The organism is Stenotrophomonas sp. 05L413 (assembly GCF_056397945.1).
This window is the reverse complement of the sequence record NZ_JBFTOL010000001.1, coordinates 463550-475857: the sequence shown is the minus strand read 5'-3', so window position 1 is coordinate 475857 and position 12308 is coordinate 463550. Positions and strand designations below refer to the sequence as shown.

The window sequence follows — 12308 nt, the reverse complement described above, 5'->3', positions numbered from 1 at the left end:
AAGGACATAGCAATGCCCAAGATCAAGACCAACCGGGCGGCGGCCAAGCGCTTCCGCAAGACCGCGTCCGGCAAGTTCAAGGCTGGCCACGCCAACCGTAGCCACATCCTCACGAAGAAGTCGACCAAGCGGAAGCGCAATCTGCGTCAGACGAACCATGTTCGTGCAGAAGACGCAGGCCGTTTGAACCGTATGCTTCCCTACCTCTGAGGACTGACCCATGGCACGAGTAAAGCGTGGCGTACAGGCGCGTCGCCGCCACAAGAAAATTCTGACCCTGGCGAAGGGTTACTACAACGCTCGCCGCAAGGTCTTCCGCGTTGCCAAGCAGGCCGTGATCAAGGCACAGCAGTACGCCTACATCGGTCGTAAGCAGAAGAAGCGCAACTTCCGTTCGCTGTGGATCACCCGCATCAACGCGGCTGCCCGCATCAACGGCCTGAGCTACAGCCGTTTCATGAACGGCCTGCTCAAGTCCGGCATCACCCTGGACCGTAAGGTTCTGGCTGACATCGCCGTGCACGACGCAGCTGGTTTTGCTGCACTGGCCGAAAAGGCCAAGGGCGCACTGGCGGCATAAGTCCATTCCCCTGCCGTTGCCGTTCACGCGCAACGGCTGTGGGTAAGGCAAATGCATGGGGAAGGGCGCAAGTCCTTCCCCATTCTTTTTTGTGTTGGCGGTGGCCCTCCCGGTGCCATCGATCGACAGCGGTGGCGACGGGGGTCGGCCCGACGCGCATCGCGATGGCATACCGACGCGAGGCTCCGGCTATCCATGAGTGACATCCAATCCCTGACCACGCAGGCACTGGCCGACGTGGCCGCTGCCCAGAGCCCCGATGCGCTGGAAGCCCTGCGCGTGGCCCTGCTGGGCAAGAACGGCAGCATCACCGCCCAGCTCAAGCAGCTCGGTGGCCTGCCGGCCGATGAGCGCAAAGCCGCCGGCGAAGCCATCAACCGTGCCCGTGACGCGCTGACCAGCGCGCTGGGTGATCGCAAGACCGTGCTGGAAGACGCTGCGCTGGACGCGCGCCTGGCCGCTGAAGCGATCGACATCACCTTGCCGGGCCGTCGCGAAGAGCGCGGTGGCCTGCATCCGGTGACCCGTACCCTGGAGCGCATCACCGAGATCTTCGGTCGCCTTGGTTACGAACTCTCCGAAGGCCCGGAAATCGAAGACGACTGGCACAACTTCGAAGCGCTGAACTTCCCGCCGCACCACCCGGCGCGCGCGATGCACGACACCTTCTATTTCGGCGATGGCCGCCTGCTGCGCACGCATACCTCCGGTGTGCAGGTGCGCTACATGGGCGAGCACGCACCGCCGCTGCGCATGATCGCGGCCGGCAAGGTGTACCGCAGCGACAGCGACCAGACCCATTCGCCGATGTTCCACCAGGTGGAAGGTCTGCTGGTCGATGAGCACTCCACGTTTGCCGATCTCAAGGGCACGCTGTCCGAGTTCGTTCGCGCGTTCTTCGAGCGCGATTTCGAGATGCGTTTCCGTCCCAGCTACTTCCCCTTCGTGGAACCCGGCGCGGAAGTGGACATCGCCTGGCAGCAGCCGGATGGCAGCACCCGCTGGCTGGAAGTACTCGGCTGCGGCATGGTCCACCCCAACGTGCTGCGCAGCGTCGGCATCGATCCGGAACGCTACACCGGCTTCGCCTTCGGCCTGGGCGTGGAGCGCTTTGCGATGCTGCGTTACGGCGTCAACGACCTGCGCGCGTTCTTCGAAAACGACGTGCGGTTCCTGAAGCAGTTCGCGTAACAGCGGAACCGCCGGGCTGCCCCCGGCGCGACGTCGCACCACCATTCATCACGGCCCAGGCGCCTGCGCCGGGTCCACCAGGGTGACACCATGAAATTCTCTGAAAACTGGCTGCGCAGCCACGTCCCGACCACCGTCTCGCGCGATGAACTCAGCGCGGTGCTGACCGCCATCGGTCTGGAAGTGGAAGCGGTCGATGCGCTGGGCGATGGCCTGCAGCATGTGGTCGTGGCGAAGATCATTTCCGCCGAACGACACCCCGAAGCCGACCGCCTGCAGATCTGCCAGGTCGATGCGGGGCAGGGCGAGCACCTGCAGATCGTCTGTGGCGCGCCGAACGCGCGCCCGGGTCTGGTCGCGCCGCTGGCGATGGTCGGCGCGCAGATCGGCGATCTGAAGATCAAGCCGGCCAAGCTGCGTGGTGTGGAATCCAACGGCATGCTGTGCTCGGCCAAGGAACTGGGCCTGGACACCGATGCCTCCGGGCTGTTCGAACTGCCGGACGATGCGCCCGTCGGCCAGACCCTGGTGGAGTACCTCGGCCTGCCCGACGCCAGCATCGAGATCAAGCTGACCCCCAACCGCGCCGACTGCTTCAGCATCCGCGGCATCGCCTTCGACGTGGCCGCCGCGTGCGCCAGTGAAGTGGTGCCGTTCGACGCCGCGCCGGTCGCCGCCGTGGGCACGCGTGAGCTGACGATCCAGCTGGACGCCGGCGCCGAAGCCCCGCGGTACGTCGGCCGCGTGATCGAAGGCGTCAACGCCCGCGCCGCGACCCCGCTGTGGATGGCCGAGCGCCTGCGCCGCTGTGGCGTGCGCCCGGTCTCGCTGCTGGTGGACGTCACCCAGTACGTCATGCTGGAACTCGGCCAGCCGATGCATGCCTTCGATCTGGGCACCCTGCAGGGCAGCATCGGCGTGCGCCGTTCGCGCGCGGGTGAAACCCTGAAGCTGCTCGACGGCCGCGACGCCGCGCTGGACGACAGCTTCCTGCTGGTCACCGACGCCGATCGCCCGATCGCGCTGGCCGGCCTGATGGGCGGCTTCGATACGCGCGTCACCGACGACACCACCAACGTATTCCTGGAGGCCGCGCACTTCGCGCCCGCCGCGATCATGGGCCGGGGCCGCAAGCTCGGCCTGCACACTGATGCCGGCCACCGCTTCGAACGCGGCGTCGACCCGGTGCTGCCGCGCGCGGCGATCGAGTACGCCACCCGCCTGATTCTGGACCTGGCCGGCGGCACGCCTGCGCCGGTCACCGAGGCCGTGCGCGAAGCGGACCTGCCGGCGACCGCCACCATCGGTCTGCGCCGCGCCCGTATCGCGCGCGTGCTGGGCATCCAGATCGCCGATGCTGATGTGGAGCGCATCCTGCGCGCGCTGGGCATGGAGGTGGCCGCGACCGCCGATGGCTGGCAGGTCACCGCGCCGAGCCGTCGCTTCGATATCGCCATCGAAGAAGACCTGATCGAAGAGCTGGCCCGTATCCACGGCTACGAGCAGATCCCGACCACGCTGCCGGGCGGTGCCTCGCGCGTGGCGATGCCGACCGAGACCCGCCTGGACGACCTGAGCGTCCGGCGCCAACTGGTCGCCCGCGATCTGCAGGAAACCATCAACTACGCCTTCGTGGATGCCGCGCTGCTTGCGCAGTGGCAGCTGGGCGAGGGCCTGGTCGCGCTGGCCAACCCGCTGTCGGCCGAACTGGCGGTGATGCGCCCGTCGCTGCTGCCGGGCCTGGTCGCCACCCTGGGCCGCAATGCCGCCCGCCAGCTGGGCCGCGTGCGCCTGTTCGAACTGGGCCGCGTATTCCATCAGCAGGCCGGCGAAGGCCAGCCCGCGCCGCTGGAAACCCAGCGCGTGGCCGCCGCGATCTGCGGCGATGCCGACACCCAGCAGTGGGGTCTGCCGACCCGCAAGGTCGATTTCCACGACCTCAAGGGCGACCTGGAATCGCTGGCCGCGGCCAGTGGCGCGGAGCTGGCGTTCACGCCGTCGCAGCGTCCGTATGGCCACCCGGCACGGTCGGCCGAGGTCTCCCGTGACGGCGTCAGCCTGGGCTGGATCGGCCAGATCCACCCGCGCCTGGCCAAGGCCATGGAGATCGACGTGGACGTGTTCGCCTTCGAGTTGGACCTGGCGCCGTTGGCCGCCCGCGCGCTGCCGCGCGCGACCGAGCTGTCGCGCTTCCCGTCGATGCGCCGCGATCTGGCCTTCCTGGTGCCCGAGGCCGCGGCCTGGGCCGACCTGGAAGCCACCCTGCGCCGCGCCGTCGGGCCGCTCCTGCGGGAGGTCACCCTGTTCGACCGGTACGTCGGCCAGGGGGTCGAGCCGGGGTTCAAGAGTCTCGCTATGGGCTTGATTTTGCAGGACAAGTCGCGCACTCTGACGGACCGCGACGTGGATGCGGTGGTGGCCGAGGCGGTCTCTGCCATGGAGCGTGAACATCACGCCCGGATCCGCGGTTGAGCGGGAAGCATGGGGGATAGCAGGCAATGGCATTGACCAAGGCGGAGATGGCCGAAAAGCTGTTCGACGAAGTCGGTCTGAACAAGCGCGAAGCCAAGGAATTTGTCGACGCGTTCTTCGATGTGCTGCGTGAAGCATTGGAACAGGGACGTCAGGTGAAGCTGTCCGGCTTCGGGAATTTCGACCTGCGGCGCAAGAACCAGCGCCCGGGTCGCAACCCCAAGACCGGTGAGGAAATTCCGATTTCCGCCCGTACGGTGGTCACCTTCCGTCCGGGCCAGAAGCTCAAGGAAAGGGTAGAGGCATATGCTGGATCCGGGCAGTAACCGAGAACTTCCGCCGATACCGGCCAAGCGCTACTTCACCATCGGTGAGGTCAGCGAACTGTGCGACGTCAAGCCGCACGTGCTGCGTTACTGGGAAACCGAGTTCCCCAGTCTCGAGCCGGCCAAGCGCCGCGGCAACCGCCGCTACTACCAGCGCCACGACGTGCTGATGGTCCGCCAGATCCGCGGCCTGCTCTATGAGCAGGGCTACACCATCGGCGGCGCGCGTCTGCGCCTGGAAGGTGCCGATGCGCGCGAGGAATCGGCGCTGAGCAACCAGATCATCAAGCAGACGCGGATGGAACTGGAAGAAGTGCTGCAATTGCTGCGCCGCTGAACCATTTTTCACGCAAACCCGTTATACTCGTCGGCCCGCTGAGAGGCGGGGACATTGCCAGCATCATCGGGGCGTAGCGCAGCCTGGTAGCGCATCTGCCTGGGGGGCAGAGGGTCGTCGGTTCAAATCCGGCCGTCCCGACCAATGTTGGTGATTCGATCAAAGGCTTGTGCAGCGATGCGCAGGCCTTTTTTCTGTTTGGGCTGCTGTCGGTTGCCGGTCATACCGCAGCCCGATCAACGTGGCGATCGCCTTGGCGTTGTCCGGTTGTGCGGGTGCCGTCGGTGCGTAGTACGCCGGTCGCACATTTCTTCCGGCGGGTCATTCGCCGTTGGATGCAGGCCGCGATTTGAGGGTATAACGCCGTTGCCTCAATGCCCGTGCAACGGCAGCGGCCGGTCGATCACCACGTCCTTCATCACCAGGGTAGAGGTCAGCCGTTGCACGCCGGGCAGGGCAGAGAGGTGTTCGTCGTAGAGCTGACGGAACGCGGCCAGGTCGCGGGTGATGACGTGCAGCAGGTAGTCCGGATCGCCGAACAGACGCTGCGCCTGCAGCACCTGTGGCACGTCGGCCACCGCGTGTTCGAAGGCGTCCACCGCGCGGCGGTCGCCGTCGCGCAGGGTGATGAACACCAGGGCCGAGAACTTCAGGCCCAGGGCGGCGGGATCCAGCTCGGCGCGGTAGCCGCGGATCGCGCCGGACTGCTCCAAGGCACGTACCCGGCGGTGGCAGGGCGAGACGCTCAGCCCGATGCGCTCGGCCAGTTCGGTCACGGTGAGGCGCCCGTCTTTCTGCAACTCGGCAAGAATCCGCTGATCGATGATGTCCATGCGCAAGAGTTTCCTCCTGATGCGCATTGCAGGGCAAGTATTTGGAAGCACATTCCAGAGTCGTGGGAATATTCTTCCGTCTGGCACGCAGATCGCGGCAAGACCGCCCTTTGGACCCCATGCAACCCAGCGTCATCGTCGCCTTCTGGGCGGTTTCGATCCTCTTCGTGCTCACCCCCGGTGCGGATTGGGCGCATGCGATCGCTGCCGGCCTGCGCGGGCGGGCGGTGGTGCCAGCGGTGGCCGGGCTGCTGTCTGGCCATCTGCTGGCGATCGCGCTGGTCGCTGCGGGCGTCGGCGCGATGTTCACCCAGGCGCCGGTCGCGCTGCACGTACTGACCGTCCTGGGCGCGTTGTATCTGCTGTGGCTGGGCATCGGGCTGCTGCGCCATCCACCGATGGCCGCAGCGGACGATGCGGGAGCGGTGACGGGGTGGCGCCACTGGGCGGTCAAGGGCGTCTGTGTCAGCGGGCTCAATCCCAAGGTGCTGTTGTTGTTTCTGGCGCTGCTGCCGCAGTTCATTTCCGCCAGCGCGGCATGGGCGATGCCTGTGCAGATCATCGCGCTGGGCATGGTGCACCTGGTCAGCTGCGCGGCGGTCTATCTGGCCGTCGGGTATGGCGCCGGTGCCGTGCTGCGCACGCGCCCGCGTGCATCACGCGTGGTCGGCCGCGTCTCGGGCGCCGCCATGATCCTGATCGCCGTGCTGTTGTTGAGCGGAACCGGCACACTCTGACCCCACGTTGTCCCCACGAGGATCCTTGGCATGACCGAACAGCTCCATCCCTACGCAACGCCGGGCAGCGCCCCGGTCCCGGCACCGCGCGTGCGCATTCCGCACCTGCAGCAGATGAAGGAGCGCGGCGAAAAGTGGGCCATGCTCACCGCCTACGACATGTACACCGCGGCGATCTTCGAAGACGCCGGCATTCCGGTGCTGCTGATCGGCGATTCGGCCTCCAACAACGTGTTCGGCAACGACTCGCTGCTGCCGGTCACGGTCGATGAGCTGATGCCGCTGGTGCGCGCGGTGAGCCGCTGCACGCGGCGGCCGCTGGTGATCGCCGATCTGCCGTTCGGTTCCTATCAGGCCTCGCCGGAGCAGTGCTTCCACACGGCGGTGCGCTTCATGAAGGAAGGCGGGGCCCACGCGGTCAAGCTGGAGGGCGGCATCGAGATGGTGCCGCAGGTGCGCAAGCTGGTCAGCTGCGGCATCCCGGTGATGGCGCACATCGGCTTCACTCCGCAATCGGAGCACCAGCTCGGTGGCTTCCGCGTGCAGGGGCGGGGCGAGGATGGCGCTCGGCTGATCGAGGAAGCGCGCGCGCTGGAAGCCGCAGGTGCCTTCGCGGTGCTGATGGAGATGGTGCCCGGCGCGGTCGCCGCACAGATCACCGCCGCGCTGAAGATTCCGACGGTGGGCATCGGGGCCGGCAGCGACTGCGATGCGCAGGTGCTGGTCTGGCAGGACATGGCGGGGCTGCGCACCGGCAAGCTGCCGCGCTTCGTGAAGCAGTACGCGGATATGCACGGCTTGCTGCAGAAGGCCGCGCGTGAGTTCGCGGAAGAGGTGGGGGCAGGCACGTTCCCCGGCCCGGAACACACGTTCTGATCGACGCACGTACCGCCTGAGGCGCGTGTCCACGGTATCGCCGCGCGGCGGTACCGTGTCGTCTGCGTCATCGAATCGTCATGCGAGCCACGTACCTTCGCCGCACCTGGGGGCGAGGTGGGACCGTGGCCGAACACGCAAAACGGCGTTTGGCGCGCATGTTTCTGGAACAGGGGCCGGTGCTGAGGGGATTCTTCACCCGCCGCGGTGCGCGTCAGGATGCCGAGGACATGGTGCAGGAAACCTATCTGCGCCTGCTGCGCGCACATGAGGATCAAGGCGAGGCGATCGCCAATCCGGAGGCCTACCTGTTCACTGTCGCGCAGAATCTCGCACGCGAGCAGGCCGCGCGCCGGCGCTGGTCGATGCTGCCGATCGATGATCTTGAGAACCTCACCACGCTGTTGACCGGCGAGGAAACCGTGGAGGACGCCGCCGAGCGTGAACAGCGCCGCACGCACCTGCAGACGCTGCTGGGCACCTTGCCCGAGCACACCCGCGCCGTGCTGGTGATGCAGTATCGCGATGGGCTCAGCTACAGGGAGATCGCCGAGCGGCTCGGCGTGTCCTCGCATATGGTCAAGAAGCATGTGGTGCGCGGGCTGTCCGTGTGTCGCCGTGCGTTGGCCGCGCATGCGGAGGCGTGGTGAGCGAGATGCCCGCGTCACGCCCGTCCCTCGCCAACGAGGCCGCGCACTGGCATGCGCTGCAGCGCCAGGGCGGGCTGACCGCCGAACAACAACGCCAGTTCATGAAATGGCTGGTGACCTCACCGGCGCACCTGCGCGAGTACATCACGGTCAGCCGCGTCGCCAGCGAACTCAGCGATGCGCTGCGGGGCATGGCAGTGGATCTGGATGCGCTGATCGCCGCCGGGCCGCCGCCCGCCGACGACAACGTGGTGGCCTTGCCGGTGCGGCGACGCCCTCCACCGCCCGCGGCCTCCCGTGCGCCGCGCCGGCACCTGCCGGGTATCGCCGCAGCGGCCGCGTTGCTGCTGGGTGTCGTGTTCGTGGGGCACATGGCGTGGCCACAGACCCGGCACTATGTGGCGGAACACGGCGCACCACAGCGATTTACGCTGCCGGACCACACCGTCGTGCATCTGAACGCGGAAAGTGAACTGTCGATCCGCTTCACCTTGTTGAGCCGCCGCGTGGAGCTCTCGCGCGGGCAGGCCAGCTTTGTGGTGGCCGAGGAGCGCCGTCCCTTCGCGGTGCACGCGGCCGGGCTGGAGGTGCGCGACATCGGCACCATCTTCGATGTATCGCTGCGCCGCGAGCAGGCGCGCATCGAGGTAGCCGAAGGCAGCGTGCAGGTGCGCGGCGACTCGGGCCAGGGCCGGCTGCTCGCCGATCTTCGCGCAGGCCAGAGTGCCCACATCGACTACCGCGATCAGACCGTCAGCCTCCGCCAGCAGCACACCGACACCATGACCGCCTGGTGGCGTCGCCGCGTGGTGTTCCAGGATGAGCCGCTGCGCGAGGTGGCCGAGCAGTTCAATCGCCTCAACCGCGTGCGCCTGCAGGTGGACGACGATGTCGCCGGGGCACTGCGACTGACCGGCAACCTGCGTGGCGACGATCTTGCATCACTTCGTACCTTCCTCGATCAGCAGCCATCGCTGCGCACGCGCGTGGTCGACAAACAGATCCACGTGAGCAGCCGAGCAGCGGCGGAAACCAGCGCGAAACAACAGTAATTGCACTATCCGCGCGTCATCGCGCGGCGCACATCGAGCGGCTGTCAAAAAAAATTCATCGAAATGCCGGTGCCCGATCCTCGCCCTGCGCCCTCGTAGTCCAGGCAAGCGCGAACGATTCCGTCTCGCGACGCTCATACCACCCCACTGGACTTCTACGATGCGCCGCATTCTTTTCCTTTCGATCGCTCTTGCCCTGCAGAGCGCCGCCGTCACCGCCACCGCGCAGGAGACCCGCGTGGCCAGCGAGGCGATTCCCGCCCAACCGCTGGACCGTGCACTCAACGATCTCTCGCGCCAGACCGGCCTGCAGTTCGTCTACAACGCGCAGCAGGCCGGCAACCCGCGCACCCGCGCGATGCCGGCGGGGCTGGCCCCGCAGCAGGCACTGGAGCAGCTGCTGGACGGCACCGGCCTTCGCTATCGGTATCTCAACGACACCACGGTGACCATCGAAGCACGCAGTGATACCGCACCGTCGGGCACATCCGCCGTGCCCGTCGCCACATCGGCCCTGGCATTTGAAGCGGCCCCCGCAGCGGAAGGCGCCGGCCTGCAGCAGCTGGAGCGCATCGACGTGGTGGGCAGCTACAGCCGCAGCCTGGAGCAGGCAGTGGACATCAAGCGCGCCACCATCGGTTTCTCCGACTCGATCGTGGCCACCGACGTGGCCGACTTTCCCGAGCAGAACCTGGCCGAAGCCCTGCAGCGCATGCCGGGCGTGACCATCGAGCGTGACAAGGGTCTGGGCAGCCGCGTCAACGTGCGTGGCCTGCCGTCGGAGTACACGCATGTCTCGATCAACAACCTGGCCACGGCATCGGGCAGCGGTGGTCGCGATATCGAATTCGACATCTTCGCCTCGGAGATCATCCAGCAGGTCACGGTGCTGAAGTCGCCGACTGCGGCGGATGAGGAGGGCGGCATCGCCGGCTCCGTGCAGATCTCCACCGCACGCCCGTTCGACTACACCGGCCGCAAGCTGGTGGCGTCGGTGGAAGGGGCGCACAACTCGATTTCCGAAGAGGTGGACCCGAAATTCTCTTTCCTGGCCAGTGACACCTGGGGCGACTGGGGTGGCCTGGTGTCCTTCGCCACGGCCAAGCGCAGCAACCGCACGGACGCGACGTCGGGCATCAACTTCCGCCCCATGTCGCGCTTCCTTGGTGCCTCGGGCACGCGCGGCACGCAGGCCGCCGCGGTGCTGGCACGCGATGCCGGCGTGGTGGTCAAGAACCGCAACAACACCGATGAAAGCAACCTGATCGTGTTCCAGGACAAAGTGGGCGACCGCGTGTTCGTCAACGACCAGGACAAGTGGGGTGCCACCGCATCGCTGCAGTACAAGCCGAGCAGCCGCTTCAGCCTGACTTTCGATGCGATGCGCGGCGGCTACGACACCACCGAAGACGAGTACGACGCGGCGGCATATTCGGCGTCCAGCCGAAGCACGCTGGAGACCATCCATGATTACGACGCCAGCACGCTGTCGCAGTACGGCATCGTGGTGCTGCGCGATGTGTCCTACACCGCCACCCAGCACGAGATGCTGAGCAAGGAGCGGATCAACAAGACCGATTTCAGCCAGTACAGCGTGGCAATGGATTGGCAGGGCGACACCTGGGGCGTGGATGCGATGGTCGGTTACTCCGGCGCCGACAAGACGTTGGATGCCAGCAACCTCAAGCATGTGGCCTACGCGCCCTCGCGGACCCGCTGGACCGGCAAGAGCGGGGAGACGATTCCCAGCGCCAACCCGGCCAGCATCGACATGTACAACGCCTCGGACAAGTACCTGTTCGAAGCGTATGAGACGACGCTGGAGAAGGTCAGCGATGACAAGTATGCCGCCCAGGTGGATGTGACCAAGGCGCTGGAACTGGCCTTCCTGCCGGCGCTGCGCAGCGTGCAGTTCGGCGCGCGCTACACCGACAAGTCCAAGCAGCGCGAGTATGGCGAAGCCAAGATCTACGGGCCGGGGGCGGGTGACAACAGCTGGGTGAACAAGCGCACCCTGGCCGACAGTCCGCTGCAGTCGATTGCCGATATCGTGCCGGGCGGTGGCTATTCGGTGAAAGACCTGGACTGGAAGATGGTCTCCAACGACTACGCACGCAGTGCGTTCCGCTATCCGGGCTTCGCAACGCCGTTTGATCCGGGCCAGTACTACCGGGTCGACGAGAACGTGACCAGTCTGTACGCGATGACCGACATCGGCTTCGATGTGGGCCGCGTGCCGGTCTCGATCAACGCCGGCGTGCGCTATGTGGATACCTCGGTGCAGTCCTCCGGCTTCCATCCGATCCAGCGGGAAGACGGTAGCACCGGCTATACCGACACGCCCGTCTCGCGCAAAGGCAGCTACAACGATCTGCTGCCGAGCCTGAATGCCACTGCCGAACTGGCCGAGGGCCTGGTGCTGCGGGGCGCCGCCTCCAAGACGTTCATCCGCCCGGCGTTGACCGACATCGCCTACAAGCGCACCGCCAGCTGGAGTTCGTTCCGCTTCACCGATGGCAACCCGGATCTGCAGCCCACCTATGCCAAGCAATGGGAGCTGGGTCTGGAGAAGTACCTGGACAACGGCGGGCTGCTGGCGGCCTCGTACTTCCACAAGAAGATCGACGGCGTCGTGATCAATGCGTTGACCGGCGTGGTACCGGATGTGGCGGTCTACAACGCCAACGGCTCGCTCAACGGCACCTATGATTTCGACGTGTACCAGCCGATCAATGCCGATGGCACCTATGTGGTGAAAGGCGTCGAGCTGATCGCGCAGCTGCCGCTGAGCATGCTGCACCGTTCGCTGGAAGGCTTCGGCATCAATGCCAACTACACGATGCTGGACAGCTCGCTGGCCGGCGAATCCGATCTGGGCGTGAGCACGCCGATGCCGGGGCTCTCGGAGAAGTCATACAACATGACCGTCTACTATGAGAACGACCGCTTCGACGCGCGCGTGTCGTACAACCACAAGGGGGAGTACGTCGAATCGATCGGCTACAACATGTACCCGATCTGGCGCGATGACTACGGCCAGGTGGATGTGTCGATCGGCTACCGCGTCACCGACAACATCAAGCTGAGCCTGAAGGGCATCAACCTGACCAACCAGGCGACCACCGGGTACACGATGGATTCCGCGTTCCCGACGATGTACGAGCGCTCCGGCCGCCGGATCAGCCTCGGCCTTCGCGCGGACTTCTGAGCCACCTTCGCGGTGCATCCGGAGGCACGTGCGCGTGCCCCGGATG

12 protein-coding genes and 1 tRNA gene are annotated in these 12308 nt (G+C 66.3%); 12 read left to right on the top strand and 1 reads right to left on the bottom strand.

What is annotated here, in order from left to right; genetic code table 11:
- Positions 1-12: 12 nt before the first annotated feature.
- The 7 genes from rpmI (at position 13) to AC1DIQ_RS02120 (ending at position 5050) form a co-directional block, all read left to right on the top strand.
- A complete protein-coding gene (gene rpmI / locus AC1DIQ_RS02150) occupies positions 13-210 on the top strand; it encodes a 50S ribosomal protein L35 (RefSeq protein ID WP_017355265.1) in 198 nt (65 codons plus the stop codon).
- A gap of 10 nt (positions 211-220) precedes the next feature.
- The gene (gene rplT / locus AC1DIQ_RS02145) at positions 221-580 is read left to right on the top strand and encodes a 50S ribosomal protein L20 (protein WP_017355264.1); all 360 of its coding nucleotides are present in this window, start codon (positions 221-223) and stop codon (positions 578-580) included.
- Positions 581-775: 195 nt separating this feature from the next.
- On the top strand, positions 776-1771 hold the full coding sequence (locus AC1DIQ_RS02140; RefSeq protein WP_019182705.1) for a phenylalanine--tRNA ligase subunit alpha: 996 nt from the start codon (positions 776-778) through the stop codon (positions 1769-1771).
- Positions 1772-1861: 90 nt separating this feature from the next.
- Positions 1862-4243: a phenylalanine--tRNA ligase subunit beta gene (gene pheT / locus AC1DIQ_RS02135; protein ID WP_478049374.1), complete on the top strand. Its 2382-nt coding sequence runs from the start codon at positions 1862-1864 to the stop codon at positions 4241-4243.
- 26 nt (positions 4244-4269) lie between these two features.
- On the top strand, positions 4270-4569 hold the full coding sequence (locus tag AC1DIQ_RS02130; protein WP_005410432.1) for an integration host factor subunit alpha: 300 nt from the start codon (positions 4270-4272) through the stop codon (positions 4567-4569).
- Entirely contained in the window at positions 4550-4906 is a 357-nt protein-coding gene (locus tag AC1DIQ_RS02125) for a MerR family transcriptional regulator (RefSeq protein ID WP_019182707.1), read from the top strand. The genes AC1DIQ_RS02130 and AC1DIQ_RS02125 overlap by 20 nt, the downstream gene beginning before the upstream one ends.
- 67 nt (positions 4907-4973) lie before the next feature.
- Positions 4974-5050, top strand: a tRNA-Pro gene (locus AC1DIQ_RS02120).
- A 227-nt stretch (positions 5051-5277) separates the two neighbouring features.
- Here the strand turns inward: AC1DIQ_RS02120 and AC1DIQ_RS02115 are convergent.
- The gene (locus tag AC1DIQ_RS02115) at positions 5278-5739 is read right to left on the bottom strand and encodes an Lrp/AsnC family transcriptional regulator (protein ID WP_121038359.1); all 462 of its coding nucleotides are present in this window, start codon (positions 5737-5739) and stop codon (positions 5278-5280) included.
- A 119-nt stretch (positions 5740-5858) separates the two neighbouring features.
- Between AC1DIQ_RS02115 and AC1DIQ_RS02110 the strand changes: the two genes are divergently transcribed.
- The 5 genes from AC1DIQ_RS02110 (at position 5859) to AC1DIQ_RS02090 (ending at position 12262) form a co-directional block, all read left to right on the top strand.
- On the top strand, positions 5859-6476 hold the full coding sequence (locus AC1DIQ_RS02110; protein WP_478049373.1) for a LysE family translocator: 618 nt from the start codon (positions 5859-5861) through the stop codon (positions 6474-6476).
- A 30-nt stretch (positions 6477-6506) separates the two neighbouring features.
- Positions 6507-7352 carry a 3-methyl-2-oxobutanoate hydroxymethyltransferase gene (gene panB / locus AC1DIQ_RS02105; protein ID WP_152153399.1) on the top strand — a complete coding sequence of 282 codons (846 nt, stop codon included), beginning with the start codon at positions 6507-6509 and terminating at the stop codon, positions 7350-7352.
- Positions 7353-7477: 125 nt separating this feature from the next.
- Complete coding sequence (locus AC1DIQ_RS02100) at positions 7478-8002, top strand: RNA polymerase sigma factor (RefSeq protein ID WP_478049372.1); 525 nt, start codon at positions 7478-7480, stop codon at positions 8000-8002.
- A 5-nt stretch (positions 8003-8007) separates the two neighbouring features.
- A complete protein-coding gene (locus AC1DIQ_RS02095; RefSeq protein ID WP_478049506.1) occupies positions 8008-9054 on the top strand; it encodes a FecR family protein in 1047 nt (348 codons plus the stop codon).
- 160 nt (positions 9055-9214) lie between these two features.
- Positions 9215-12262 carry a TonB-dependent receptor gene (locus AC1DIQ_RS02090; RefSeq protein WP_478049371.1) on the top strand — a complete coding sequence of 1016 codons (3048 nt, stop codon included), beginning with the start codon at positions 9215-9217 and terminating at the stop codon, positions 12260-12262.
- Positions 12263-12308: the final 46 nt, after the last annotated feature.

Excerpts from the sequence above, each read along its gene's own strand:
- rpmI (WP_017355265.1), top strand. The coding sequence starts at position 13 with ATGCCCAAGATCAAGACCAACCGGGCGGCGGCCAAGCGCTTCCGCAAG.
- rplT (WP_017355264.1), top strand. The coding sequence starts at position 221 with ATGGCACGAGTAAAGCGTGGCGTACAGGCGCGTCGCCGCCACAAGAAA.
- AC1DIQ_RS02140 (WP_019182705.1), top strand. The coding sequence starts at position 776 with ATGAGTGACATCCAATCCCTGACCACGCAGGCACTGGCCGACGTGGCC.
- pheT (WP_478049374.1), top strand. The coding sequence starts at position 1,862 with ATGAAATTCTCTGAAAACTGGCTGCGCAGCCACGTCCCGACCACCGTC.
- AC1DIQ_RS02130 (WP_005410432.1), top strand. The coding sequence starts at position 4,270 with ATGGCATTGACCAAGGCGGAGATGGCCGAAAAGCTGTTCGACGAAGTC.
- AC1DIQ_RS02125 (WP_019182707.1), top strand. The coding sequence starts at position 4,550 with ATGCTGGATCCGGGCAGTAACCGAGAACTTCCGCCGATACCGGCCAAG.
- AC1DIQ_RS02115 (WP_121038359.1), bottom strand. The coding sequence starts at position 5,739 with ATGGACATCATCGATCAGCGGATTCTTGCCGAGTTGCAGAAAGACGGG.
- AC1DIQ_RS02110 (WP_478049373.1), top strand. The coding sequence starts at position 5,859 with ATGCAACCCAGCGTCATCGTCGCCTTCTGGGCGGTTTCGATCCTCTTC.
- panB (WP_152153399.1), top strand. The coding sequence starts at position 6,507 with ATGACCGAACAGCTCCATCCCTACGCAACGCCGGGCAGCGCCCCGGTC.
- AC1DIQ_RS02095 (WP_478049506.1), top strand. The coding sequence starts at position 8,008 with ATGCCCGCGTCACGCCCGTCCCTCGCCAACGAGGCCGCGCACTGGCAT.
- AC1DIQ_RS02090 (WP_478049371.1), top strand. The coding sequence starts at position 9,215 with ATGCGCCGCATTCTTTTCCTTTCGATCGCTCTTGCCCTGCAGAGCGCC.